Source organism: Pseudomonas sp. LBUM1644 (genome assembly GCF_059716195.1).
In genome coordinates this window covers 2,664,089-2,689,333 of the sequence record NZ_CP166812.1, presented here as the reverse complement: position 1 = coordinate 2,689,333, position 25,245 = coordinate 2,664,089, and the positions used below count along the sequence as shown (strand labels likewise).

The window sequence follows — 25,245 nt, the reverse complement described above, 5'->3', positions numbered from 1 at the left end:
ATCCGTAGCAGACTTCGGGGAGTGTCCACCTTATAGGCCGGCTTGCCGACTACGCCAATCGCGTCCTTCGTTAGGTGGTATCGCCAATCAAGATGCCAGTTTCGGTTGCACACGGGGCAACACCGTCAACAAGCCCATTTACTTTGACGTGGCGCACCCTTACAACGTCCTTTCCATTGCCTAGAGCCACCCCATGTTTTTTTCCCTTGTATCGAACGGTTCCCTGCTAACACCGCAAATGCCCGATGTGATGGTTCCCTGGTGGAGTTTTACCAAGACAGTGCTTTGTGGCGCAGCCCTGACACTTGTGCGTGATGGAACGGTCAGTCTTGATGAAGAGGTTCCCGAAGGGCCCTTTACCCTGCGCCAACTGCTGCGACACGAGGCCGGGTTGGCGGACTATGGTGAACTCGCCGAGTACCACGCCGCCGTTAGCCACAACGAACTGCCCTGGTCGGCCGATGACATGCTGCATCGCCTCGACGCCACCCGGTTACGCTACGAACCGGGAGCCGGTTGGCGCTACTCGAATGTCGGCTATCTGTACGTCGCCAGGCTCATCGAGCGGGTCACCGGTCTTGCACTTGAAGAGGCGCTGGAGGAACGCGTGTTTTCAGTGCTCGGTTTGACGCACGTTCGCCTTGCTCGGACCCGGGCCGATTTGCAGGGTGTGAGCATGGGCAGCGCGACCACGTACGACCCGGGTTGGGTCTATCACGGTTTGCTGGTCGGCCCGTTGGCAGAGGCTGCCCTCCTCCTCGATCTCGTGTTTGCAGGCCACCTGCTCCCCGAGTGGTTGCTGCAGGAGATGCAGTCCGTACGTCACCTTGGCGGTCCCATTCCCGGACGCCCATGGACTGCCCCGGGTTATGGCCTTGGCTTGATGCAGGGTGCGGTGGCTGGCGGCCTGACCCTCAGCGGACACACGGGAGCCGGACCGGGCAGCATCGTCGCGGTGTACCGTTGCGCGGTCGGCGACCAGTCGGCGACGTGTGCGGTCTTGCGTGAAGGCAACGACGAAGGGGCCGCCGAAGCAGAGGTCGTGGAGCGACTGTCTGCCAGGTTCTCAAACACTGATTGAGCGATGCGATCCATACATTGCTCGCATCGATAGTCACCATCAACCCAATGAAGTTCTCTTAAAAACTCCGGGGCGTAACATCGCCTCCATACCAACCAATAACACCCCGGAGCACACAATCATGAAACGCCAAATCTTCCTCAGCATCGCTTTCTCGGTTTTTGCAGCTAACGCTTTCGCCGCAGCCCCTGCTCACCAGGCCATCGCTGAAGGCGGTTCGGATCGTCTGATCGAAAGTCGTGTTGCCGAAGGTGGTTCCGACCGTCTGATTGAAAGCCGTGTTGCAGAAGGTGGCTCCGACCGTTTGATCGAAAGCCGCGTTGCCGAAGGTGGCTCGGATCGTCTGATCCAGAATCGCGTTGCTGAAGGTGGTTCTGACCGTCTGATTCAAAATCGCAACGCATGAATGAATGGCTCTAAAGCGGTACTCAAGAAAAAACCCGGCCACAGCAGCCGGGTTTTTTTATGGCTGCAAGAATCCTGACGTCATGCGGTGTTTGAGCGTGCGTCAAGATCGCAGCCTGCGGCAGCTCCTACAGGGGGAATGCGCACTTCTGTAGGAGCTGCCGAAGGCTGCGATCTTTTGATCTTGCCGCGCCTAAACAACCGGGCTTTTTCGTGAGCTATTGACCCATTCACGTGGACTGACACCTGTTTTACGGCGAAATGCCCGGGCCAGCGCCGAAGGACTTTCGTAACCGACCTCATCGGCGATCAGGGCGATAGGCTTGCCTTCGCGCAAGCGTTTCTGCGCGAGGCTGATCCGCCAACTCACCAGATAATCGACGGGCGTCTGCCCAACCACCAGGCGAAAATGTTCAGCGAAGCTGGCGCGCGACATGTTTGCCGCTGCCGACAACTCAGCCACGGTCCAGGCCTTGCCGGGCTCGTCATGCATGAGGCTCAACGACCGCGCCAGCCGGGGATCGGCAAGGCCAGCCATCATCCCCGGACTCTGATCACGATGGGTCAAAATGTGCCGCAGCAACTGAATCACCAACAATTCAAACAGCCGGTCCATCATCGCTTCGCGACCACAGATGCCATCGAACGCCTCGTTGAACAACCACTCCAGCGTGCCGGCCATCGTCGGTATTTCATCGAGCGGCAGCACCAGGTAATCCGGCAACGCCGCCGCCAATGCATTACCCGCCCCACCATCGAAGGTCAGCGAAGCACACACCAGACGAGTATCGAATGCGTCAGAGGCGAACAGCCGATGACGGTAAGGTCGGGGGAAAAACATCAACGTTGGCTGAGTGAGCTGGACCTCGCGCTCATCCGCCAGCTTGAGTCCCAACTCGCCGGCCTGAAGCAAATGCAAATGCCCGCAATCCTGATGGCCATCAAAGGCCGTAGTGCCGCAAAACGCCCCGCTGTGGAAGGTGCCGGCACTGACACCGAAGTGCGTCAGCAAGGTGGATAAGCGATCCATAAAGCGGTTCCCGAGCAGATTTTTGGACGATCTGTCGCATATAATCGACGATTTGCACCCTTAAGGCCAGCCTCGATCATTAGCATGGAACCCGTACCTCGCGCACTTCGCGCTTCTATTTACGGAGAATGACCATGAGCCGCATCGCCCCGCTGAGTCTTGAACAAGCCACCGACGCCACCCGCCCGCTGCTGGAAGGCGTGCAGAAAAAAATCGGCTTTTTGCCCAATGTCTTCAAGACACTGGCCCACGCCCCTGCAGTGCTTTCTTCGTATCTGCAACAGTCCGTGGCCCTGGGCAAAACGTCGCTGAGCGCCACCGAGAAAGAAGCGATTTTTCTCGCTACCTCGCAAGTCAATGGTTGCGACTACTGCCTGGCGGCGCACACGTTGTTTGCAGGCAAGGCCGGGCTTTCGGCGCAAGACATCCTTAGTGCACGAAATGGCCAGCTCAACGCCTTTGCCGCGCTCGCCCGGCAAGTCACCGAAAGTCGCGGCCACCTGAGCACCGAGCAGATCGAAGCCGCCCGCGCCGCCGGCATCGATGACGCCAAGATCATCGAGGTGATTGCCCACGTGGCGTCGCAAACCTTGACCAACTATCTGAACAACGCCGCCCTGACCGAGATCGATTTCCCTGCGATCGACGCTTGAACACCGCTTCAATCTTTGGAGTACAGGCCATGAACACTGTCACGCTTTACACCACCGACACCTGCCCTTACTGCCGCAACGCCAAGGCGCTGCTGGCCAGCAAAGGCATCGCGATGAAGGAAATAAACGTTCAGTCCGAACCCGGTAAATTTCAGGAAATGCTCACCCGCAGCGGTCGACGCAGTGTTCCGCAGATTTTCGTGGGTGATGCGCATATCGGCGGCTTTGATGACCTGGCCAAGCTGGATCGTCAGGGTGGTTTAATGTCGATGCTCGCTTGATGCCAGGGTCGGACCACCGTTGGACGTTAGCCGGTGGTCCGAGCCGACTCAGTCAGGCCAACTTGACCTGAACATTGATGTTGCCTCGCGTAGCTTTTGAATACGGACACAGTTGATGCCCGGCGTCTATAAGCGCCTGGGCCGTTTCGCGCTCCAGCCCCGGCAGGCTGACGTTGAGTCGAGCCTGAAGCAGGTAACCGCCCTCATTCGTGCCCAGGTCGACTTCAGTGTCAATGGCCACGTCTGGCGGAAGCGTGATCTTCATTTTACCGGCCGCGACTTTCATCGCACCGATGAAGCAGGCTGACCAACCGGCAGCGAACAGCTGCTCAGGATTGGTCCCGCCGCCCCCGGCGCCCGGTGACGAAAGTTTTATGTCGAGAATGCCGTCAGAGCTGCGTGCTGCGCCGTCTCGTCCTCCCGAAGTGTGGACTTTGGCGGTGTAAAGAACTTTGTCGATCTGGGTCATGATGGTCTCCTGATTGAAATGTAAAAACTGTCTTCCAAACGCATCCCGTCAACGTTGCATTGCCGGAAGGGTTCAGAGGTGTCGTTTACGTGATCTCAGGTGAATCAGAGTCTGATCAGGCTGCGCTTTCCTCCCTCGTGAAAATAACCTGATCGATTCGACACTCCTCCGGGTGCTTTCGCAACCTGAAGTGGACGAGCGTTATCGATATCGATGTCATTGGTTAACGGCGGATGCGGTGGAGCTATGGTGGTTCCGTCCGCCCCGCCGGTCACTCAAGGCTGAATTTCAATCGCGGAATTGAGTCAGTTGCTGATTCAACGACCCGGCCTGAACTATCGCGAAGCGCACCCCATTGGTGCAAACAAGTTCAAAAGATCGCATCCTTCGGCAGCGCCTACAGGGGATTGCGTACATCCTGTAGGCGCTGCCGAAGGCTGCGATCTTTTGATCTTGATAACCCAGATGAGTGGTCCTCCAATACCCGGCGAAGTACTGGCGATAGAACTAGCGTTATAAGTCCAGGCTGGTCCTCCAGCATTCTTGCAGTGGTGAACTTCCATGGAAAAGATCGCCCGAAAGCTCATTGAATACTCTGCCACAGGCCTCGCAGGCGTGGGTTTGGCCTTAGTCGTCGCATTCAGCAGCCCGCTGGCCGCATACGCCGATGAGGCCACTGCCAAAAGCCTGCTCAAGAACATGTCGGACTATATGGCAGCGCAAAAAAATATATCGTTCAACTACGACACTGACCTCGAAGTTGTCACCAAGGAGAATCAGAAACTCGCACTGGCTGCGTCCGGCACGGTGGTCATGAACCGCCCCGACAAAATCCGCAACAGCCGTACGGGCGGATTTGCCGATGTCGAAATGCTGTTCGATGGCAAAACCCTGACCCTGTTCGGCAAAACCGCGAACGCTTATACCCAGGTGGAGTCACCCGGCACCCTTGATCAGTTGATAAATAACCTGAGGGACAAATACAACCGGCCATTACCCGGCGCCGACCTGTTTGTGTCCAATCCGGAGGCAGAACTGATGGCCGGCGTGAACGACATCAAGGATTTGGGCAGCGGTGTAATCGGTGGTGTGGAATGCGATCACCTGGCCTTTCGTACCAAGGACGTCGACTGGCAAATCTGGATCGCCCAAGGCGACCGCCCGTACCCTTGCCGCTATGTCATCACCTCTAAACAAGTGACCGGTGGTCCGCAGTACAGCATTCAGTTGCGCGACTGGAAAACTGGCGATGAAGTAGCCGCTGACGACTTCGCGTTCAACAACTCGACGAATGCCAAAAAAATCGAACTCAAAGACCTTCCCAACGGAGATGACTTGCCGAAGAACTTTGTGCGAGGAAAACTCAAATGAACCTCTTGATGAAAACGGGTGGCTTGCTGGTGATCGGGCTCGTCCTGGTCGCGGCGCTTGAACTCGGCGAAACCCTGGCGATCCCCGGCGTGCACAGCGTTATTTCACCGGCCGAAGCGATTGTCGGACGCCCTCTCACACCGGTCAGTGTGGCCGGGGTAGCGCGGCGTACGGTGCGGCGTTGTGCGGTGGGGGTTTATAACTGCTAGCGGTGAATCAACCGCAAAAGATCGCAGCCTGCGGCAGCTCCTACAGGGGAATGTATTTACCTGTAGGAGCTGCCGCAGGCTGCGATCTTTTGCTTTGATAGTTGATCAGTTCAACGCCACAGAACCGGACGTTACGAGTGCCTTCAGCGACGCATCGAACTGCTTCAAGGCATTTACTTGCAGTTCAGTTTGCTGGTCAATCTGCGCCGCGATCTGCGGCGCTGCTTTGCCATGCACCCAGACCGAAGGCATTTGTTGTTCACGGGCGCCCTCAGCCTTGCCGATATATTGCAGGTTCGAATCGTAGAACTTGGCCATGAAACGCGCCTCGACCTGGTTGTTGCGCTTGGACACCAGGCGGCTGTAGGTGTCCAGCATCACCACCACGTCCGGGTGCGCTTGTACCGCCGCGTCGAGGTTGTCGTAGACCGTTACCGACGCGAACTCTTTTTGCAGCGAACTCATCAGCCAGTCGATCGCCAACTTGGGATCGGAGCTGTTGACGAATGCGTTGCTGATCCGAGAATCCAGCCCGGGATTCTTCGCGCCGTTCAACGCGACCGCATGGTACTGCTCAAGGTATTCGATCGTGCTGAGGGTGTTTTCGCTGTAGAGCACAGCCACCGATTGGGCGTGCTGCAAGTTGGCACTGCTGTCGCCCACCGGCAGAAAATGGCAGGACGGGTCGGCGGCGTACGCCGGTACGGTGGCAGCGACACCGCCGATCAATACGGCGACAAGGGCCAGCAAGGTAGAGATTCTCATCGCGCAGGTTCCTTCAAAGGCGAGTTCGGTATGTCGCTATCCTCCTCCCCTGCTAAAAAAACAGAACTTGTGTTTGTTGATGGTGGTTATTGATTAAACGAATGGTTGCACAAGGCAAGCCTCACCGTGACCGGCCCCCCCTCGTAGTGTTAGTTTGGAAATGTTTCTGACATAACGATCAGATATTTCTCACAAACTGCCTGCAAAGGAATGCCCCAGCAATGGAATTTTCACTCAAGCACCTGGCCGCGACCACCCTGATGCTCGCCAGCCTTTCGTCGTTCACCACCGCGGCGCACGCCAACATCACCCCACAACAGAGCGCGATCATCCTCAAGACGTTCAGCGATGCATCGGTAACGGATTTCAGGCAATTCCTGGGCACCCTGGCCAAGAGTGACATCGCCAAAACCGACGACCTCGGCCCGGCAATCAGCACCTTCCTCGACAACAAGCCGCTTTCTTCCGAGCAACAAAACGAAATCCATCGCCTGCTGGGTCTCTATGCACGGGTGAAATACGGCAGCGCGGCCACCGAAACCTTGCGTGAGCTGGTAGCCATCCCGACCATGCGCGTCGAGGGTGTCGCCCAGCACGAGAATCCTGAGTTCATCAAAATCGCCGACAAGATCAAAGATCTTGCCCAGGCGTTCAACCTGAACTTTCGCAACATCGATAACCGCGTCTATGAAATCTCCCTCGAAGGCACTGGCGATGAAGTCGTGGGCATTCACGCCCATGCCGACGTGGTGCCTGTGACGCCGGAGAACTGGGTCCTGCAGGATGGCACCCGCCTCGATCCGTTCAAGGTCACGCTGGTCGGCGACCGCATGTATGGCCGCGGCACCGAGGATGACAAAAACGGCATCGTGGTGGCGCTCTACGCCATGAAGATCATCAAAGAAGAGAAGTTGCCGCTGGCCCGCAACTTCAAGCTGCTGGTCGACACCACCGAGGAAACCACGGGCGACGCCATCCCCTACTACTTCGAACGCAACCCGACGCCCAACTACAACCTGGCGCTGGACGGTGGCTACCCGGTGGTGATTGCCGAAAAAGGCTACGGCACCGTCATGGCCACCTTTGCCCGGCGCAACGCCCAAGGCAAGGGCGCCGAAATCACCTCGATGACCGGCGGCCTGGCCACCAATCAAATTCCGTCGACCTCCGTCGCCACGCTGGTGACTGACAAGCCCGCCGCGCTGGCCGCCAGTCTGCAAAAGGCCGGCACCGATTATGCGAAACGTAATGGCGGCAACTTCACCGTTACCGCCAAGGTCGTCGGCAAGGACGTCAAACTGACGGTCACTGGTGTTTCCGCCCACTCCTCCGAGCCCCAGTCCGGCGTCAACCCGGTAGCCAGGATGCTGGTCTTCATCAATAGCCTCGGCGGCAAAGTCGCACTCAAGCACAACCAGATCACTGACGCCGCCCGCTACGCTGCCGAAAACTGGGGGCTGGATTACCTCGGTGGCAAATTGGGCGTCGGCTTTTCCGATGAATTCATGGGCCCGCTGACTGCATCCCTGACCTTTGTCGGGGTGGATGACAAAGCCTTCAAGCTCGCGGTCAACCTGCGCGTGCCAAAGGGCAAGTCGCCGGAAGTGCTCAAATCTGAAATCGCCGGAAAGCTAGATGCCTGGAGCAAGAAAACCAGGATCGCGCCGGCTTTCGACTACTCGATCGCCGAACCGATGTTCCGCAACCCTGAGGGTGAATGGGTCAAGGCCCTGCTCGCGGTGGCCAGCGAAAACCTTGGCATGGAACACAAGTTTGGCACCTCCGCCGGCGCCACCTCGGTCCATGAGCTGCCCAATGGCGTGCAATTCGGCCTGGCCATGCCGGACGTCAAATACACCGGGCACAATGACAACGAGTTCAAGACCACCGAGCAATTCCTGCTGGACCTGCAGATCGTGACCGAGATGATGGGGCGTATAGGACAATTGCCGACACTCTGATCCACCTTTTCGGGCCCGCCGTTCTGGCGGGTCCGGTTCTTTGAACCCTGAAAGGGAGCTGACCGTAGTCACAAAAGTCGCGTAGCGAAACGGTGGACGCGACAACTACCTTGAAAGACGCCGCTAAAGACCGCGAATAGAGTTAACGATGAAATTTAAACGCGGCGGTTCGAATGTGGGCTTTAATGTCCGTGCTTATATGCAGCAAGGTGGATGCGCCTAACGGTGGATTCAGGTTGCTATGCACTTGTCTAATCAAGGAAGAAACGACATTGAAAATAGCTTTTGGCGCCCTTTTATTGACCTGGCTGTCGACTTTCGCACTCGCTGGCGAGAACCCTGTCGGCTTTCACTCTTCCACACTGGCGGACTCGCACAATGACCGCGCACTGGAGATGGTCGTCTGGTACCCCAGTGCAACTACCGCAGCCACGCAAATGATTGGCGATGATGCGGTTTTCGTCGGGGCTTCTGCCGTTCGTGACGCGCCGCCCGCTGCTGGCAAGCATCCATTGTTGGTGCTCTCCCACGGGTACAGAGGTAACTGGAGCAACCAGATCTGGCTTGCCAGTGCTCTGGCTCATAGGGGTTACATCGTCGCCGCAATCAATCACCCTGGCACCACCACTCATGACCGTAGCCCTCAAGCAGCGGCGCAGTTATGGCAGCGGCCCGTTGATGTGCGCCGAGCCATTGATAGGGTCACGACTCAACCTGAAAAATTCGGATTGGTTGCCAATGACCGAATTGCAGTAGTGGGCCATTCACTCGGCGGCATGACCGCCTTGGAGATCGCCGGTGCTCGTTTCGATCCAGACCGCTTCGCCCATGACTGCAAAGCACACCCGCAGCTAGCAAGTTGCACCGTCTATGGAAAGATAAACCCCGCAAGCACCTCAGAATCAAAGGCCGCGTTGGCCGCCGATTTGCGCGATAAACGCGTCACTGCTGTGGTTACATTGGACCTGGGCCTTTCACGGGGCCTGACCGATGAAAGCCTGGTCGCGCTGCCGGTACCAACGCTAGTGATCGCTGCTGGCGTACCGTCGCGCGAGCTTCCCGCTGAGCTGGAGTCTGCCAACCTGGCCAAACGCCTGCCTTCGGCGTCAAGCCGTTACGTCGAAATCAGCGACGCAAGCCACTTCAGCTTCTTGTCAGTGTGCAAACCTGGCGCGGAGGTAATGCTCGAAGAAGAAGTACCAGGCGATGGCATCATTTGCCGGGATGGCGACAGCGCTCGCCCGCGTGAGGTGATTCAACAGCAGATTACATCGCTAATAGCAGAGTTTCTTGAGTCATCTATCTACAAAGAAGGCAGATTGTAAAATCACGGTACGAGAACTGCCGCAGTTCAACAAAAAAACCGCTGGAGCAGTTTCAGCGTCGGCCAATCTATCAGAACGGTTGGCCAGGGATGAACGCTCTGGGTCGAAAGCGGTCAGTCGCGAACAGCTGCTTTCGGCCCATAGCTGACCTTCGGCTTTCCTACAACCGTTGACGGTTTCGCTGCTGTTTCACCTTATACATCTCGCGGTCTGCCAGCTTTGTGGCCTCGTCCGCAGTCATGCTGCCCGGTATCACTGCCACGACCCCAACACTCGCGCCGGTATATTGAATATCACCAAGACCGTGGCCCAGCTCATATCGCCCTATCGTCGCTTTGGACAGGCGATCCTGAAGTAGCTCGGCTGCATGTCGCATGTCTTTTGCCAGGTCCGAGTGTTCGGATGGTGTGCCCAAGGCGATCACGATGAACTCATCACCTCCAGTACGCCCGATGATGTCACTGGTTCTGAGGCCATGCTGCAGTTGGGCGGCCACACCGCGCAGTAGCTGGTCTCCTGCCAGGTGGCCGCGGGTATCGTTGATGAACTTGAACCCATCCAGATCGATGACACCCATTAGTATGTACTTGTTCTCCCGCTGGGCCAGGGCGAACAGGTGCGCGGCATCGTTTAGAATGGCACGCCGGTTGGACAGGCCGGTTAGTGGATCTGTCAGGGCCAGCTTGGTCAACTCGGCGTTGGCAGCCTGGAGTCGCTCAACAAGCAGCCCACGTTCAAGGGAATATCCCAGCAACCCTGACAGCAGCATCAGCAAGGGTTCCACTTCAGCAGAGCGGGCCACCTGATCCGAGCTGGCGGCACATACCGTCCCCAGCACTTGCCCATCTTGGGATCTGATTGGCGCGCTGACGTAAGTTCTGATGCCCAAGGCCGCGGCGGCCTCCGAGTCGCTCCAACATTCGGCAACGTTATCCGAGTACATGCGATTCTCGTCCAGCGCCCGCTTGCACAGAGTATCTGTCCAAGGCACGACCAGCCCTTCAGGAATCACCATGTCACCGACGTTGCGTGCGAACTCGACACGCTGGACACCCTCGTCGGTATCAATGGTCGTCAGGTAGGTCGACTCCATACCGGTCACCTGGCTGAGCAGGGTCAGCAAGGGACGCGTAAGCTGCTCCAGGGTTTGGGCTTTTGGAATGGTATCGGAGAGAAGAGAAAGAATCTGATCCATTTGGGCGTGCCGATAGCTAAGTGGTAGTTCAATTATCGACTAATCGGTGGATTACTGAACAGTGCAGGGCTTCACCAAGCTGAATGAGACTGCCAGCGCCGCTCGCTCAGTCAGACGAACCTGAAATTCTCGTAGGGGCGCGATTTCCGGAAGCATTGATGGATTGGAGCTCGCGAAGGTGACTTGGTGACGGTGGCCTAACCTGGCCGTTTTCTGCCCGTCGCGAGAGGCAGAAAACGACCCACAACAGACAGGGCATTGATGCCTTGATATTTATTCGAGGCCCATCGATCAAGGACATCAGCACATGGAAGTACCACCACAATTCATCATCCTTGAGACCACGCGTTGGATACTCAATCATCACCTGTCGTCCACGTTGACTGGCCAAATCGACTAAACCGATCTAAGGGCAAGCACATCAGCCTCTAAAATCTAGTAACAGACGAGTAAAAAACACGCCTCTACCCTCTTGCTACAGGGAAACAGGATGACCGGAAAAACAGCGCGCCAATGTTGGTCATGGGTCCTGCCCTCCCTGCTGGCTATTGACCTGGCACTGACAGCGGGATGTTCAGCAAAGCCTCGCTATTCGGCCTCAAGCATTGGCTCAAGCTGCTATGCAAAAGCACTACCCACTGCCGGCGAGGGAGGCTTGGCCTGGGGATCGACCTTGAATATCGCTCGCCAAAAATCTCTGAACAATTGCATACGTTATGCCGGCCGATCCGGTGGCACGCCGGACACCTGCCAAGTGGTGTTGTCCGAATGCAGACATTAATAGAGCCATAGCGAAACCTACTTTCCCTCGCCCATGCACTCTGCCGTACTGGCGAACAACGTCCCGGCTTGCTGAGCAAGCTTGCGCCACTCGGTGCTGGTGATCAGGCCTTCGCGCTCCATGTCGTCAGCAGACCTCAACAGCCTGTAGTACTTGTCCTCAGCATCGATGCGGTTCTCGGCCAGGGTAAAGAGCTGTCGCCAGGCTGTTATGGCTAATCTTCTTTGCGCTTCTTTCATCATGTCCCCCCACGGTCGATTGGGGGGTAGATAGCCAACGCGCTCGCGCGTTCAATTTAACTGATGCGCAAATGCACCCGAAATCGTCGGGAATCTCAACTGATCCAGATTGCACAGCGAAAACAATCCGCTGGCGCGAAGCTTTATCGAGTGGCTGCTGAGCAACCTGGACGCGCCCCATATGCCTATTTGACCAACCGCGTTTCCTTGGACGGCCGGTAGCCAAAGTATGAGCTGTAGCACTTGCTGAAATGGCTCGGCGACACAAAGCCACACGCCACCAATACATCCACCTGGGACAGTTCAGTGTGCTGCAGCAGCCGCCGCGCCTCGGTGATCCGCAGCTCCATGTAATAGCGCTGCGGCGTGGTGCCCAGTTGTTCCTTGAACAGACGCTCGAGTTGTCGCCGTGAACGGCCGGCATACACCGCCAATTGCTCCAGCTCCAACGGTTCTTCGAGGTTGGCATGCATCAGTTTCACCACCTCGCGCAATGGCGCGCTGACACAGATATTCTCCGTCGGTTTGATGCGACGGTAGCGCGACTCCTCGAACGCGAGAATGTCCTCGATGCCCTCGACGAGTGCTTTGTCGTGCAAGCCTTTGATCCAGTCCAGCGCCATGTGGAATGCCCCTGACGGACTGGACGCCGTGAGCCGGTCCCGGTCGATGACGTAGGGCTCACTGGTGACTTGCGCAGCCTTGGCAATTTCCGCGAGTGCCGGGCGATGTTCGGGGTGAATCGCGCAACGATAGCCATCGAGCAACCCCGCGCTGCCAAGGAACCACGCACCGTTCCACAATCCGGCAAGGCTGACACCGTGATCGGCCGCATTTCTCAGCAAACCGCTCAACTCATCCGTCGCCTTCAGCTCTGTCCGGTAGCCGCCACACACCACCAGCAAATCCAGGTCCTGTACCGCGCAACTGTCGATCCGGGCATCCGGGCGAATGATCAGGCCCAGATCGCTGACGACCTCCCCGTCGCTCAAACCGAACGTGCGGGAAGAAAACAAACCGGGTCGCAGCAGGTTCGAGGTCACGATCGTGTCCAGTGCTTGCGTGAACGCGGGCAGCGAAAAATGCTCGAGCAGCAAAAAGCCTGTCCGGGTCAGTCGAACAGGCTCGTTGCGGTTTTCGTTCAGGTAGCGAAGGTTTTTGCCTTTCATGCCGCCGCTAAATTGGCGTCGCTCGATCAATGTGTGGGCCACTCGGTTGCGTTAACGAACAGTTAGTTTCGCACATCAGAATATCGAAAAGCGGTCTACGCTCCTCCAATCCGCACCTCTGGAGATACCGAAATGATCCGCGCCCTCCTGACCGCTACCATGCTGCTTGCCCTGAGCATTCCGGCCCATGCCGGCGTGACGCCATTCCCCTCCTCGTTTCGCACGCAAGACATCCCGGTTGAAGGCGCCAAAATCCACGTTCGCGTCGGCGGCAAGGGGCCGGCCGTGGTGCTGTTGCATGGCTTCGGCGACACCGGCGACATGTGGGCGCCACTGGCCGCCGACCTCGCCAAGGATCACACCGTCGTGGTACCGGACCTGCGCGGCATGGGTTTGTCGTCGATCCCGGACGGCGGCTACGACAAGAAGACCCAGGCAGGTGACATCCGCGCCGTATTGGCCTCGCTGGGCATCGAACACTCGGTGGTCATCGGCCACGACATCGGGACCATGGTCGCCTTCGCCTACGCCTCGCGATATCCGCAGCTAACCGATCGACTGGTGGTGATGGATGCACCCGTGCCGGGCATTGCGCCGTGGAACGAAATTGTCCGCTCACCGATGCTCTGGCACTTCGATTTTGGCGGCCCCGATATGGAACGCCTGGTCGCCGGCCGTGAGCGCATCTACCTGGATCGCTTCTGGAACGAGTTCGCCGGCGACCCGAAAAAGGTCGATGAAGCCACCCGCCAGCATTACGCCAAGCTCTACGCCCGCCCCGGTGCCATGCACGCGGCCTTCGCCCAGTTCCGCAGCATTCGCCAGGACGCGGTGGATAATGAAGCGACGATGAAGACACGGCTGACGATGCCGGTGCTGGCCGTCGGCGGGGAAAAATCCTTTGGCAGCAATGAAGCCATCGTCATGCGTAACGCCGCTGACAACGTCACAGAAGTGGTGATTCCGGGAGCCGGACATTGGCTGATGGAAGAGGCGCCGACGCAAACCATTCAGGCGATTCGCGCGTTCATTGCGCAGTGACGCCGATTCCAGATCCGTAGGAGCCAGGCTTGCCGGCGAAGGCGTCCTCAAGCGCGCCTTCGCCGGCAAGCCTGGCTCCTACAGAAAAAGCGCTTCACTCGTGTGGGTAGATGATCCTGAGCCAAGGCCAGCGCGCCTGGTAACTTTTCGCCTTTTGCTCGAACAAATCGGGCTGGGGATTTCTTGGGTTGATCCGAAGCATCCCTTGCTCGACGTCGACCAGCCCATAAGGCGCATAGACCTCACCGGTTTCGACGTCCAGTCCGATGCACGTCCCCGCAATCAGGTAACGATCAATCCCGTCTTTAGCCGACTGAAGCTGAGGGTAGGCGCTGCCGAACCGCTGGCTGTACCAAAGGTGCACGCGCGCCTGATTCTTGAGCTCGATGTTAACGTCGAGGTCGTGAAACAGGCGCTGAGCCGAGTTGATTACCTCATTCTCAGCCTCCCAGGTCAGATCGGTATCGAAGTAAAAAACGTCGTAATCCTTGATGCCCCACTCGGGCGGTAACTGCGCCTGATGATTCCACACCGCCTGGAACAGGCAGCCTGCCGTGAGCATGCATTGGCTCAATTCGAGAGACGGCAAGCGTGCGGCAATTTCGGCGTTAACGGGATTGGTCATCGCGATGCTGACCAGGTTTTCGACAGTCAATGTCATGTTCAGTCCTTTGTGAAAATTGGTGTCATGCCCCCGTTTGTGGCGAGGGTACTTGCCCCCGTTGGATGACAAGCCGTCCCAGATCTTGCAGTCCGCCCTCAGCTCAGATCGCCAGTGCGTGGCGCCGCGAGCATACCATTGGGCCCTTCAATTGAACCCCTGGCCCCACCGCGTTTTCGAATCTCCATCAGCGCTGACTTTGATCAAATGAAGCGCCATTGGAGAGGAAATCCCGATGAACAGCAAACTACTGCTTCTGATCGCCTGCCTGAGTCCAACCCTGGTTTTCGCTGAAGGCTGTGACGTGTTGACCCGCTCCCAAAGCCCTGCCGTGCCCGTGGTCGAATCCCATAGCTGCTATGAGTACGAAGGCATGCCGGTGAGTTCCATCGACTGGTCTTGCAGCAACGAAAGCAAGGAAATGCTGACCAGCACCAAGAAAAAAGTGCAGGCCTGCGCCGATCATTATCAGGCCACTTGCATCGCTACCCTGACTCAAGAATCGCTGGCCAATCCGCATTCCACCAGCAAAGACAAGAACGCCACGTCGCTCAACATTCCCGACAATGCTCAGGTCAGCACGTATTACTACGACGCTGAGCACTTGGGTCAGGCAAAAATTGATTGCGAGTCGGGCGGTGGGCACTGGAAGGTGAAGTAACGGCTAAGGCCGCTTCACCGTCGGAAGGCGAGTCTGGAAAACCCGCGCAGGTTTTGTAGTGTCATCCAGTTCGCCAGAACAGCGGGGATGAGCATGAAGAAATGGCAGGGGCGGCTGGATTCGAACCAACGCATGGCAGGATCAAAACCTGCTGCCTTACCGCTTGGCGACGCCCCTGTAACTTGCGCGGAAATTTATCAATTTTCGTTTCGACTGGGAAGCCCCCAGGACAAAATTAATTACTTATAAAACAGCCAGTTACCAACAACAATCACTTGACACAACCAACACACACTGGCCTGCGCCCCGTTATTCGCAGGATGCGATCGTACGGCCACTGCCCAGAATCAGGTGTATGTTGAAAACCTGCGCGCCGAGGTTGATTCCGGTCAGTCAGACCCTAATACCATCTGTAGCAGCTGGCGAAGCCTGCGTTCGGCTGCGAAGCAGTCGTAAACCCTGAGCACCCAGTTTTTCTGATGCACCGCGCTGCCTGTTTTCACGACTGCTCCGCAGCCGAACGCAGGCTTCGCCAGCTGCTACAAGTAGGTGTTGCTAATTAACTGATCGGCATTACGCGCCGAAGTCACATTTGTTGCGCGAGCAGTGCACATCCAAACGTGGAGGGAAGTCAGATGACACAGATTTTGTTCATTGGGCAGACGCTGGAAACCGTGGATTTTTCCGATCCAGCCTTACCACCCGGTTTGACTGTCGAGAAGATACAAGCAGGCATAGACATCGCCATGGCATCCATGGCCGACAGGAGCTGGCAGGCTGACCTTTGCCTGATCCCGCCCGACGAAACCGCCGGTGCCTTGCTGAAAAAACAGCTGGCGACCAAGACCTACGATTGCGTGGTCATCGGCGCCGGCATTCGTCTGCCGCCAAACAGCCTTCCACTGTTCGAGACGGTCATAAACGCCGTGCATAAAGGCGCGCCCAACGCATCCATCGCGTTTAACACGGGACCTGAGACCACCGCCGACTGCGCGGCACGCTGGCTGTCTTGAACTGGGCCTGCTTCGCCTTGGCGCCGCTCTGAATTACGCTGGGTTGTCAGCCATGCCTGCGATCCAGCCCCAGCTGCACACACCATGACAATGGCAATGTCAATGTCAATGTCAGCAACAGAATGGCCGCCAGCGTCATCACCGCCACAGGGATGCCGGTGACGTAGCCCAGTCGCCCAAACACTACCGGTGCCAGCGCTCCGCCGCCGATGGTGCCTGTGTAGAACAACGCAAAGGCGTGCTCGCGTTTTTCTGCGCTCGAGAGTTCCGGCACCACGCCGTAGAGCACCGACGATGTCCCGTTCAGCGCCAGCCCCAACAGCGGCAACATCACCATCATTCCGGTCAGTGGTAAATAGACGACCAGAATGATCAGCAACGCAGTCATGGACTCCGTCAGCCACACGGACTTCATCATGCCGATGCGCGCGCCCAAGTAACCGCACAGCAACTTGCCGAAGGCGCCACCCACGAACAACAACGCCAGCGCCAGGCCGATGCCCGCTGTCCCGGCACCTTTGAAGGCAATCTATTCGTTCAGATGGGTCATCGTAGGGGGAACATTAACGATCGGTTTTTAAAGGATGAATGTAGCAGGTCCGCGAATTCAACCCTTTGCCGCCATCGCGGTGACTTCCACGCGCATGCCTTCAACGGCCAGCGAGGCCACGCCTACAGCGGCGCGAACGGGCCACGGCTTGGCGAAAAAGCGCTTATAGACCTCGTTGAACGCAGCGCGATCAGCCATGTCGGTGAGGTAGATGGTCAGGTGCAGGACGCGGTCGATGGAACTGCCGGCGCGCTCCAGCGCAACCTTCAAAGCCTGCAACGTGCACTCGCTCTGCAGGGTGATGTCGCCCAGTTCCAGGCTGCCGTCGGCGCGGGTCGGGATCTGGGTGGAGACCAGAATGCCGCCGAAACCGGCGACGTCGGAGGAGATGGAGTCCGCGTCGGGATCGGGGGTGAAGTCGATGTCTTGGTTAGCCATGGGGATCTCTGGTTTGAGGGGATAAAAGGAGGCGGCCAGTTTACAGCGCCGCTGAATCAAACGCTCTGCATCAGTTATTTATACTCAAATGCCAGCTTAATAATATTTTACCGATACCAGGGTGATCCCTAGTCTTGAGCCCAAGAAATGGCAGGCCGCTAGCGACCTAAATCCAACTCGAAGGGTATAGAGATGACCACTGAGAAAATAAAAACAGATACGCTGATTGTTGGCGCCGGTCAGGCTGGCGTGGCCATGAGTGAACACTTGAGCAAACTTGGCGTGCCCCACCTGGTGCTGGAGCGCAACCGTATTGCCGAGCGCTGGCGCACCGGGCGTTGGGATTCGCTGGTGGCGAATGGTCCGGCGTGGCATGACCGCTTTCCAGGCCTGGATTTTGACGACCTCAGCCCCGACGAGTTTGCTCCAAAAGAACGCGTAGCCGATTACTTCGAAGCCTACGCGAAGAAATTCAACGCGCCGATCCGCACCGGCGTAGATGTCCTGAAGGTTGAGCGCAATGTCGGTCGCCCGGGCTTCACCGTTGAAACTTCTGAAGGCGTGATCGAGGCCAACCGCGTCGTAGCGGCCACCGGGCCTTTCCAGCGTCCGGTCATCCCGCCGATTGCACCGAAAGAGCAACCCTTCCTGCAGATCCACTCCGCCGACTACCGCAACCCGGCACAATTACCCGAAGGCGCCGTGCTGGTGGTGGGCGCAGGCTCGTCCGGGGTGCAGATCGCCGATGAATTGCAGCGCGCCGGCAAGAAGGTCTATCTGTCCGTCGGCGCCCACGACCGCCCTCCTCGCGCCTATCGCAACCGTGATTTCTGTTGGTGGTTGGGTGTGCTCGGCGAGTGGGATCAAGCGGCGATGAAGCCGGGCCGGGAACACGTGACCATCGCGGTGAGCGGCGCACATGGCGGCCGCACCGTGGACTTCCGTGGCCTCGCCCATCGCGGCATGACGCTGGTCGGCCTGACCCAGGCGTTCAACGGAAGCGTGGCGACGTTCCAGCCAAACCTGGCCGAGAACCTGGCGCGTGGCGATGAGAACTATCTGGCACTGCTGAATGCGGCCGATGCCTACATCGAACGCAATGGCTTGGATCTGCCGGAAGAACCGGAAGCACGCCAGACCTTCCCCGATCCTGACTGCGTCACCCAGCCGATCCTTGAACTCGATTTGGCCAAGGCTGGCGTGACGTCGATCATCTGGGCCACCGGTTTTGCCACGGATTACAGCTGGCTCAAGGTCGATGCCTTCGACGACCAGGGCAGGCCGCAGCATCAGCGCGGCGTGTCGAGCGAGCCAGGGGTGTATTTCCTCGGTTTGCCGTGGCAGTCGCGTCGTGGGTCTTCGTTCATCTGGGGCGTATGGCACGACGCCAAGTACGTGGCCGATCACATCGCCATCCAGCGCTCTTATCTCGACTACCACGATGCGGCACAACGCGAGGCTGAAGTCGCCCCGGTTGCCCATAAAACCACGGTCAGCGCTTAATTTCCCTTGTAGGAGCTTCAGATGTCCACGCCAACCCATACCCGTATTCGCATGTTCAACACCAAGGAAACCTACCCGAACCAGAGCCTGGACAATGACCTGTGCCAAGCGGTCCGGGCGGGCAACACCGTTTATGTTCGTGGCCAGGTCGGGACTGATTTCGAGGGTAACCTGGTGGGTCTTGGTGACCCGCGAACGCAGGCCGAGCAAGCCATGCGCAACGTCAAGCAGTTGCTGGAAGAGGCTGGCAGTGATCTGAGCCACATCGTTAAAACCACCACTTACCTGATTGACCCGCGGTATCGCGAGCCGGTTTATCAGGAGGTTGGGAAGTGGTTGAAGGGCGTGTTTCCGATCTCGACAGGGTTGGTGGTGTCGGCGCTCGGGCAGCCGCAGTGGTTGATGGAGATTGATGTGATTGCGGTGATTCCTGAGTAAGCAGGCACACCGCGTCGCGGCCTTCGCGAGCAGGCTCGCTCCCACAGGGATCTTCAGCGACCAAGGATTTGTGCATGACACAAATCTACTGTGGGAGCGAGCCTGCTCGCGAAGGGGCCCGCCCAGACACCCTTTTCGCCCAGGCAAACCAAGGAGCAAAACCCATGACCTTCTCCATCGCCGCCCGTTGCCCCGAAACCGGCCAATTCGGCATTGCGATCAGTTCCTCAAGCATCGCCGTCGGCGCCCGTTGCCCATGGCTGCTGCCGGGGGTCGGCGCCGTCTCCACGCAAAACATCACCCTGCCATCCCTCGGCCCGGAGGTCCTCGCCCTCATGGAGCAAGGCCTCGCGCCCGCCGAGGCGCTCGACACGGTGTTGACCCGCAACGGCTACAGCCAATACCGCCAAATCACTGCCATCGACCACCTCGGCCAGACCGCGCACTTCAGCGGCACGCAAACCCTCGGCAACCACAACGCGGTGTCGGGCGAGCAATGCGTCGCCGCCGGCAACATGCTCGCCGACCGTGGTGTGATCGAAGCCATGGTCCACGCATTCGAGCACGGCGAAGGTCAACTGGCCGACCGCTTGCTCGCCGCGATGAAAGCCGCCATCGCCGCCGGTGGCGAAGCCGGGCCGGTGCATTCGGCGGCGATGGTGGTGGTGGGCGAACTGACCTGGCCGATCATCAACCTGCGGGTGGATTGGGCTGACGAAGATCCAGTCGGCCAGCTGGAAAAGCTGTGGGACGCCTACCGCCCGCAAGTCCAGGACTACATCGACCGCGCCCTCGCCCCCGACAAATCCCCGGGCTACGGCGTCGCCGGAGACGACCGATGAGCACCAGCCGCGAGTTGCTGCAAACGCTGGTGGCGTTCGACACCACGAGCCGCGAATCGAACCTGCAGCTCATCGAGTTCGTGCGTCATTATCTCGCGGACTTCGACGTACCTTGCGAGCTGGTCTACAACGAGCAGCGCAGCAAGGCCAATCTGTTCGCCACCATCGGCCCGGTGGAGTTGCCGGGCATCGTGCTGTCGGGGCACACCGACGTGGTGCCCGTCGACGGTCAGCCGTGGACGGTTGCGCCGTTTGAACTCACCGAGCGCGATGGCAAGCTGTATGGGCGTGGTACGGCAGACATGAAAGGCTACATCGCTTGCGTGCTTGCGCTGGTTCCTTCCTTGGTGGACGCGTCGTTGCGCATGCCGGTGCACATCGCGCTTTCGTACGATGAAGAAGTCGGCTGCCTTGGCGTGCGTTCGCTGCTGGCAGAGCTGGAAAAGCGTCCGGTCAAACCCATGCTGTGCATCATCGGCGAGCCCACTGAACTGAAACCGGTGCTCGGGCACAAAGGCAAACTGGCGATGCGTTGCGATATTCATGGTGAAGCATGCCATTCGGCGTACGCGCCGCTGGGGGTCAACGCGATTGAATACGCGGCTGAACTGATCGGTAAACTGGGGCGGATCGGCCACCGGCTAAAAGCCCCCGAGCATCACGATGCGCGGTTTGATCCACCATTCAGCACCGTGCAAACCGGCATGATTTCGGGTGGTAAAGCCTTGAACATCGTCCCGGCCGATTGCCGCTTCGACTTCGAAATCCGCGCCCTGCCCTCGCAGGATCCGAGCGAAGTTGCGCAGGAATTGAAGGCCTATGCCGAGCAACAACTACTCCCGCGGATGCGTGCCGTGAGTGACCAGAGCGAAATCCACTTCAGCGAGCTGTCGGCGTATCCCGGTTTGGCGACAGATGCACACAGCGAAGCGGCTGAATTGATCGCTGCATTTTCCGGTTCCCGAGAGTTTGGAACCGTGGCGTTTGGCACCGAGGGCGGCCTGTTCGACGCAGCAGGAATCCCCACCGTCGTCTGCGGCCCCGGCAGCATGGATCAAGGCCACAAACCCGACGAGTTCGTCAGCCTCGAACAGCTCAACGGCTGCGACGCGATGCTGCAACGGATGCTGATATCGATCACCCAATAATCATCCCGATTCACCGCCGCGCAACACCGCCCCTGTAGGAGCTGCCGAAGGCTGCGATCTTTTGATCTTGCCTTTAAAAACAAAAATCAAGATCAAAAGATCGCAGCCTTCGGCAGCTCCTACAGGGATAACCTCGGCGCATGAGTTCGCGCGCGACCGCCTTAAAACCACCCATCCTCGCCCCCATCCGACCTACTTTTTTTAACGTCTATACCCACAAACTTACTAATTTATCTATCCGCCCCCACAGCACATCATCGACTCCAACAAGAAAAGCGTCGCCCCCACGCAGCGCTCACCGAAGTACGTCCACGTACTCAAATTGCCTTGGAGTCCGTCATGGTTACCGCAGCAACAACCTCCGCCCCGCTCATCGAAAAACACACCATCGGCTACGTGCCGCCCGAAGATCGCCACGGCAAAACCCGCGACCTGTTCACCCTCTGGTTCGGCGGCAACATCGCCCCGCTGCCCATCGTCACCGGCGCGCTCGGCGTACAGATGTTCCACCTGAACCTGGTGTGGGGCATCGTCGCCATCCTCGTTGGCCATCTGGTCGGCGGCGTGCTGATGGCGCTGCACTCGGCGCAAGGCCCGCAGATGGGCATCCCGCAGATGATCCAGAGCCGCGCCCAGTTCGGCTCCCTCGGCGCGCTGCTGGTGGTGCTGATCGCCGGCATCATGTACATCGGTTTCTTCGCCTCCAACATCGTCCTCGCCGGCAAGTCCCTGCACGGCGTGGTCGACAGCGTGCCGGTACCGGTGGGCATCGTCATCGGCGCCCTCGGTTCAGGCATCATCGGCATCATCGGCTACCGCTTCATCCACGTGCTCAACCGCATCGGCACCTGGGTGCTTGGCGCCGGCATCGTGCTCGGGTTCGGCTACATCTTCACCCACGTACAGACCGCCGACTTCCTCACCCGCGGCAGCTTCAACATCTCCGGATGGCTCGCCACCGTCTCCCTGGCCGCGCTCTGGCAAATCGCCTTCGCGCCGTACGTCTCCGACTACTCGCGCTACCTGCCAGCCAACGTGCCCGTCGCCGCAACGTTCTGGACCACTTATCTGGGCACCGTGCTCGGCTCCAGCCTCTCGTTCATCTTCGGCGCTGTCGCCGTCCTCGCCACACCCGTTGGCATGGACACCATGGACGCCGTCAAACTCGCCACCGGCTCCATCGGCCCGTTGATGCTCGTGCTGTTCCTGCTCAGCGTCATCAGCCACAACGCCCTCAACTCTACGGCGCCGTGCTGTCGCTGATCACCCTGGTGCAAACCTTCGCCTACCGCTGGATTCCCACCGCGAAAAGCCGCGCCGTGCTCTCGGTCATCGTCCTGGGCGCCTGCTGCTTCGCCGCCGTGGGCGCCTCCGCCAACTTCATCGGCCACTTCGTCGACATGGTCCTGGTGCTGCTCGTGGTGCTGGTGCCGTGGACCGCGATCAACCTGATCGACTTCTACGCCATTCACAAAGGTCAGTACGACATCAACTCGATCTTCAAGGTTGATGGCGGGATCTATGGCCGGTACAACCCGCAGGCGTTGTTGGCTTACGCAATCGGAATCGCCGTGCAGATCCCCTTCATGAACACGCCGCTGTACGTCGGCCCCATCTCCGAACACATCAACGGCGCTGACCTGTCCTGGTTGGTCGGCTTGCTCATCACCTCGCCGCTCTACTACTGGCTAGCCAACCGCGACACGGCGTACAAACGCCGCCTCTCAATCGGCAAACTCGCCACCAGCGTCTAACCAAAAACACCGGGGCAGCCCAAATCCCATGGACTGCCCCAACACCTGTAGGAGCTGCCGAAGGCTCGGGCCGCGTTCGGACGATCTTTTGATCTTAAAACCTTTGGTAGCTCAAAAATTTAATGAACCCTACCAGCCCTCACTCACCTAACTGAATGACCATCAGGAGGGCAACCCATGCAAACCGAAACCATTTGGATCGTACTCGCCGCAGTTCTCATACTGGTCGAGCTTTGGGCAATCAACAAAGTGCGCAAAGCCGAAGGCAAATCCAGCAACAAACTCGTATGGATGGTAGTCATCGTATTTGTGCCGCTATTCGGTCTGATCGCGTGGGCAGTGGCGGGACCGAAGCACACCAATCCGAATCCGCATTCACCGCAGGCCAGACAATGATCCGCGATTACAATGCGGAAACCGCACAGCCTGAAAAAACAAAGCCCGATAACTCGGGGCTTTTTAGTTTTGAACTGACACACCCATTCAAAATCACTCACCCTCCTCGTGTAGGAGCTGCCGAAGGCTGCGATCTTTTGATCCTGACGTCCGAAAATCGTGTAGGAATTGACCCACTGTGGCGAGGGGGCTTGCCCCCGTTGGGCCGCGAAGCGGCCCCAGCTCCTGCCATACTTTTAAACATAAACCCGTTCCCGTAGCAGCTGGCGAAGCCTGCGTTCGGCTGCGCAGCAGCCGTAAATTCTGCGTGCAGGGCTAATCTGACACACCGCGACTTCTGATTTGGCGACTGCTACGCAGCCGAACGCAGGCTTCGCCAGCTGCTACAAAACCCCAGTAGGCGTCCTACACACCCGTTTGCAGACACCAAAATCGCCGCTTATAGTTTGCTCCGTCACTGACAACTATCAGAGACAGGGTTTCGCAGCCCTAAAAAGAAGACACCGAGTACCGACCTCCACACACAGCCGATTTCCGTCTGTGCATTGGTAATGTCGGTTGTGATTCATCTTTCTAGGACTATCACCATGACAACCCAAAACCCGCCACGCCGCTTCACCCCCATGTCCCAATTCGCCACCGATTACCCCGTTTTAGTAATCGACAGCCACGCCCCAATCCGCGAACTCCACAACGTCGTCAGCGAACGACTCAGCGCCGTCCTCCCCTACCTCCAGCTCATGGGCTGCACCAGCGTCACGAAGCTTCCCGCTTCCTCGACAACCCGGAAATTATGGCCGCTTACATTGCTGAAAGCACATCGCAAGACACAGGTTTTGCTTCGAAACAATCTAACCAAATTCTGAAAACCAATAGCTTCCAAACTAAATTGTAAAGCCACCCAACTTGAACGTGGGTCGCAGCCTGAAGTCCCGCATTCCCATCGGAATGGTTAGAGCTTCTTCACCTATCGAATGAGAGGTAATGAGATGACTCAGCAAGACAGCAGAGAATCGAATACGGGCAGTTCATTCGTCACCACTGCCGACGGCACCGAAATTTTCTACAAGGATTGGGGCACCGGCCAACCACTTTTTTTTCATCACGGCTGGCCACTTTCTGCTGACGATTGGGACGCTCAGATGATGTTCTTTCTCAGTCAAGGCTACCGGGTCATTGCTCACGATCGCCGGGGACATGGGCGCTCGACACAGACCGATAAGGGCCACGACATGGATACCTATGCCAGCGACGTAGCTGCGGTCGTCGCGAAGCTTGATCTCAAGAACGCGATCCATATCGGACACTCGACGGGTGGCGGTGAGGTGACTCGCTATGTGGCCAAGTACGGCAAGGGACGCGTAACCAAGGCCGTACTCATCAGCGCAATTCCTCCGCTCTTCATGAAGTCGGAGAAGAACCCTGACGGAGTACCGATGGATGTGATCGACGGCATCCGGGAAGGCACGGCGAACCTTCGTTCACAGTTCTACCTGGATATTACGATGCCTTTCTATGGATTTAATCGCCCTGGCGCGGAGATCTCGGAAGGCATTCGGTGGAACTGGTGGCGGCAAGGCATGATGGGGCGAAACTTGATTCGCCATCCTGGGAGTTGTCGAAGATGTACGCTCGATTTGACACCAAAATGGCCGCAGATAAGTTTTCCAAGGACCGTTTGTAGCGCAATCGAATCTTTTCCAGAGGAACGTCGTGCCCACCGTTTGCGGCTCTATAGGCGACGCGCGCCACATTGATGTCAGAGTCAGCAGTAGCTACGTAATACACATATACCCGGTAACCAGCTGATCGCGCTTGCCGCAGCAATTCAACTTTACTGACATCTGACATTACGGTTTCGAAGGT

At 58.1% G+C, this 25,245-nt stretch carries 25 protein-coding genes, 1 tRNA gene and 4 pseudogenes; 20 read left to right on the top strand and 10 right to left on the bottom strand.

Annotation, left to right across the window (positions count from 1 at the left end; all coding sequences use genetic code 11):
* The first annotated feature begins 193 nt into the window (after positions 1-193).
* Positions 194-1,081 carry a serine hydrolase domain-containing protein gene (locus ACA052_RS12145; RefSeq protein ID WP_497649881.1) on the top strand — a complete coding sequence of 296 codons (888 nt, stop codon included), beginning with the start codon at positions 194-196 and terminating at the stop codon, positions 1,079-1,081.
* Between the two features lie 121 nt (positions 1,082-1,202).
* A pseudogene (locus ACA052_RS12140) lies at positions 1,203-1,484 on the top strand (hypothetical protein); the annotation flags it as partial.
* A 195-nt stretch (positions 1,485-1,679) separates the two neighbouring features.
* Here ACA052_RS12140 and ACA052_RS12135 read toward each other — a convergent pair.
* Positions 1,680-2,516 (bottom strand): helix-turn-helix domain-containing protein, encoded by an 837-nt coding sequence (locus ACA052_RS12135; RefSeq protein WP_497649880.1) that lies wholly within the window; start codon positions 2,514-2,516, stop codon positions 1,680-1,682.
* A 134-nt stretch (positions 2,517-2,650) separates the two neighbouring features.
* On the opposite strand from ACA052_RS12135, the gene ACA052_RS12130 reads away from it, so the two are divergent.
* Positions 2,651-3,169 (top strand): carboxymuconolactone decarboxylase family protein, encoded by a 519-nt coding sequence (locus ACA052_RS12130; protein WP_497649879.1) that lies wholly within the window; start codon positions 2,651-2,653, stop codon positions 3,167-3,169.
* A 29-nt stretch (positions 3,170-3,198) separates the two neighbouring features.
* A complete protein-coding gene (gene grxC, locus ACA052_RS12125) occupies positions 3,199-3,450 on the top strand; it encodes a glutaredoxin 3 (protein ID WP_497649878.1) in 252 nt (83 codons plus the stop codon).
* A gap of 52 nt (positions 3,451-3,502) precedes the next feature.
* On the opposite strand, the gene ACA052_RS12120 is transcribed toward grxC, so the two are convergent.
* Positions 3,503-3,919 carry an organic hydroperoxide resistance protein gene (locus tag ACA052_RS12120; protein ID WP_497649877.1) on the bottom strand — a complete coding sequence of 139 codons (417 nt, stop codon included), beginning with the start codon at positions 3,917-3,919 and terminating at the stop codon, positions 3,503-3,505.
* A 615-nt stretch (positions 3,920-4,534) separates the two neighbouring features.
* Here ACA052_RS12120 and ACA052_RS12115 point away from each other — a divergent pair.
* Together ACA052_RS12115 and ACA052_RS12110 are read left to right on the top strand one after the other, a co-directional pair.
* A complete protein-coding gene (locus tag ACA052_RS12115; protein ID WP_497649876.1) occupies positions 4,535-5,290 on the top strand; it encodes a DUF2092 domain-containing protein in 756 nt (251 codons plus the stop codon).
* The gene (locus tag ACA052_RS12110) at positions 5,287-5,499 is read left to right on the top strand and encodes a hypothetical protein (RefSeq protein ID WP_497649875.1); all 213 of its coding nucleotides are present in this window, start codon (positions 5,287-5,289) and stop codon (positions 5,497-5,499) included. The genes ACA052_RS12115 and ACA052_RS12110 overlap by 4 nt, the downstream gene beginning before the upstream one ends.
* A gap of 105 nt (positions 5,500-5,604) precedes the next feature.
* Here the strand turns inward: ACA052_RS12110 and ACA052_RS12105 are convergent, their stop codons facing one another.
* Positions 5,605-6,264, bottom strand: coding sequence for an ATPase (locus ACA052_RS12105; protein ID WP_497649874.1), 660 nt, complete (start codon positions 6,262-6,264; stop codon positions 5,605-5,607).
* A gap of 221 nt (positions 6,265-6,485) precedes the next feature.
* On the opposite strand from ACA052_RS12105, the gene ACA052_RS12100 reads away from it, so the two are divergent.
* Together ACA052_RS12100 and ACA052_RS12095 are read left to right on the top strand one after the other, a co-directional pair.
* Positions 6,486-8,225, top strand: a complete 1,740-nt coding sequence (locus ACA052_RS12100; RefSeq protein WP_497649873.1) for a dipeptidase — start codon at positions 6,486-6,488, stop codon at positions 8,223-8,225.
* A gap of 272 nt (positions 8,226-8,497) precedes the next feature.
* Positions 8,498-9,550 carry an alpha/beta hydrolase family protein gene (locus tag ACA052_RS12095; RefSeq protein WP_497650312.1) on the top strand — a complete coding sequence of 351 codons (1,053 nt, stop codon included), beginning with the start codon at positions 8,498-8,500 and terminating at the stop codon, positions 9,548-9,550.
* 160 nt (positions 9,551-9,710) lie between these two features.
* On the opposite strand, the gene ACA052_RS12090 is transcribed toward ACA052_RS12095, so the two are convergent.
* Positions 9,711-10,745 carry a sensor domain-containing diguanylate cyclase gene (locus ACA052_RS12090; RefSeq protein WP_497649872.1) on the bottom strand — a complete coding sequence of 345 codons (1,035 nt, stop codon included), beginning with the start codon at positions 10,743-10,745 and terminating at the stop codon, positions 9,711-9,713.
* A 490-nt stretch (positions 10,746-11,235) separates the two neighbouring features.
* Between ACA052_RS12090 and ACA052_RS12085 the strand changes: the two genes are divergently transcribed.
* Entirely contained in the window at positions 11,236-11,526 is a 291-nt protein-coding gene (locus ACA052_RS12085; protein ID WP_497649871.1) for a hypothetical protein, read from the top strand.
* 17 nt (positions 11,527-11,543) lie between these two features.
* Here the strand turns inward: ACA052_RS12085 and ACA052_RS12080 are convergent, their stop codons facing one another.
* Together ACA052_RS12080 and ACA052_RS12075 are read right to left on the bottom strand one after the other, a co-directional pair.
* Positions 11,544-11,768, bottom strand: a complete 225-nt coding sequence (locus ACA052_RS12080) for a hypothetical protein (RefSeq protein ID WP_497649870.1) — start codon at positions 11,766-11,768, stop codon at positions 11,544-11,546.
* 182 nt (positions 11,769-11,950) lie between these two features.
* Entirely contained in the window at positions 11,951-12,934 is a 984-nt protein-coding gene (locus ACA052_RS12075) for a GlxA family transcriptional regulator (RefSeq protein ID WP_497649869.1), read from the bottom strand.
* Positions 12,935-13,066: 132 nt separating this feature from the next.
* Here ACA052_RS12075 and ACA052_RS12070 point away from each other — a divergent pair, with 132 nt between their 5' ends.
* The gene (locus tag ACA052_RS12070; RefSeq protein WP_497649868.1) at positions 13,067-13,975 is read left to right on the top strand and encodes an alpha/beta fold hydrolase; all 909 of its coding nucleotides are present in this window, start codon (positions 13,067-13,069) and stop codon (positions 13,973-13,975) included.
* Positions 13,976-14,069: 94 nt separating this feature from the next.
* On the opposite strand, the gene ACA052_RS12065 is transcribed toward ACA052_RS12070, so the two are convergent.
* Positions 14,070-14,636, bottom strand: a complete 567-nt coding sequence (locus ACA052_RS12065) for a nucleotidyltransferase family protein (protein WP_497649867.1) — start codon at positions 14,634-14,636, stop codon at positions 14,070-14,072.
* Positions 14,637-14,871: 235 nt separating this feature from the next.
* On the opposite strand from ACA052_RS12065, the gene ACA052_RS12060 reads away from it, so the two are divergent.
* Positions 14,872-15,297 (top strand): hypothetical protein, encoded by a 426-nt coding sequence (locus tag ACA052_RS12060; RefSeq protein ID WP_497649866.1) that lies wholly within the window; start codon positions 14,872-14,874, stop codon positions 15,295-15,297.
* 102 nt (positions 15,298-15,399) lie between these two features.
* On the opposite strand, the gene ACA052_RS12055 is transcribed toward ACA052_RS12060, so the two are convergent.
* Positions 15,400-15,474 (bottom strand) — tRNA-Gln (locus ACA052_RS12055).
* Positions 15,475-15,932: 458 nt separating this feature from the next.
* On the opposite strand from ACA052_RS12055, the gene ACA052_RS12050 reads away from it, so the two are divergent.
* Positions 15,933-16,310 (top strand): hypothetical protein, encoded by a 378-nt coding sequence (locus ACA052_RS12050; RefSeq protein ID WP_497649865.1) that lies wholly within the window; start codon positions 15,933-15,935, stop codon positions 16,308-16,310.
* Positions 16,311-16,356: 46 nt separating this feature from the next.
* On the opposite strand, the pseudogene ACA052_RS12045 reads toward ACA052_RS12050, so the two are convergent.
* A pseudogene (locus ACA052_RS12045) lies at positions 16,357-16,830 on the bottom strand (MFS transporter); the annotation flags it as partial.
* A gap of 87 nt (positions 16,831-16,917) precedes the next feature.
* Positions 16,918-17,298 (bottom strand): RidA family protein, encoded by a 381-nt coding sequence (locus ACA052_RS12040; RefSeq protein ID WP_497649864.1) that lies wholly within the window; start codon positions 17,296-17,298, stop codon positions 16,918-16,920.
* Positions 17,299-17,490: 192 nt separating this feature from the next.
* Here ACA052_RS12040 and ACA052_RS12035 point away from each other — a divergent pair, with 192 nt between their 5' ends.
* The 8 genes and pseudogenes from ACA052_RS12035 to ACA052_RS12000 all read left to right on the top strand — a co-directional run bounded on the left by ACA052_RS12035 (position 17,491) and on the right by ACA052_RS12000 (position 25,136).
* On the top strand, positions 17,491-18,801 hold the full coding sequence (locus ACA052_RS12035) for a flavin-containing monooxygenase (RefSeq protein ID WP_497649863.1): 1,311 nt from the start codon (positions 17,491-17,493) through the stop codon (positions 18,799-18,801).
* 21 nt (positions 18,802-18,822) lie between these two features.
* Positions 18,823-19,239 carry a RidA family protein gene (locus ACA052_RS12030; RefSeq protein WP_497649862.1) on the top strand — a complete coding sequence of 139 codons (417 nt, stop codon included), beginning with the start codon at positions 18,823-18,825 and terminating at the stop codon, positions 19,237-19,239.
* Between the two features lie 164 nt (positions 19,240-19,403).
* Positions 19,404-20,081 carry a DUF1028 domain-containing protein gene (locus ACA052_RS12025; protein WP_497649861.1) on the top strand — a complete coding sequence of 226 codons (678 nt, stop codon included), beginning with the start codon at positions 19,404-19,406 and terminating at the stop codon, positions 20,079-20,081.
* Positions 20,078-21,229: an acetylornithine deacetylase gene (gene argE / locus ACA052_RS12020; protein WP_497649860.1), complete on the top strand. Its 1,152-nt coding sequence runs from the start codon at positions 20,078-20,080 to the stop codon at positions 21,227-21,229. Before ACA052_RS12025 ends, argE begins: the two co-directional genes overlap by 4 nt.
* A gap of 339 nt (positions 21,230-21,568) precedes the next feature.
* Positions 21,569-22,983 (top strand): annotated as a pseudogene (locus tag ACA052_RS12015) (purine-cytosine permease family protein).
* Positions 22,984-23,160: 177 nt separating this feature from the next.
* Complete coding sequence (locus tag ACA052_RS12010; protein WP_497649859.1) at positions 23,161-23,379, top strand: PLD nuclease N-terminal domain-containing protein; 219 nt, start codon at positions 23,161-23,163, stop codon at positions 23,377-23,379.
* A 587-nt stretch (positions 23,380-23,966) separates the two neighbouring features.
* Positions 23,967-24,137: pseudogene (locus ACA052_RS12005) on the top strand (fructose-bisphosphate aldolase); the annotation flags it as partial.
* Between the two features lie 231 nt (positions 24,138-24,368).
* Positions 24,369-25,136, top strand: coding sequence for an alpha/beta fold hydrolase (locus ACA052_RS12000; RefSeq protein ID WP_497649858.1), 768 nt, complete (start codon positions 24,369-24,371; stop codon positions 25,134-25,136).
* Positions 25,137-25,245: the final 109 nt, after the last annotated feature.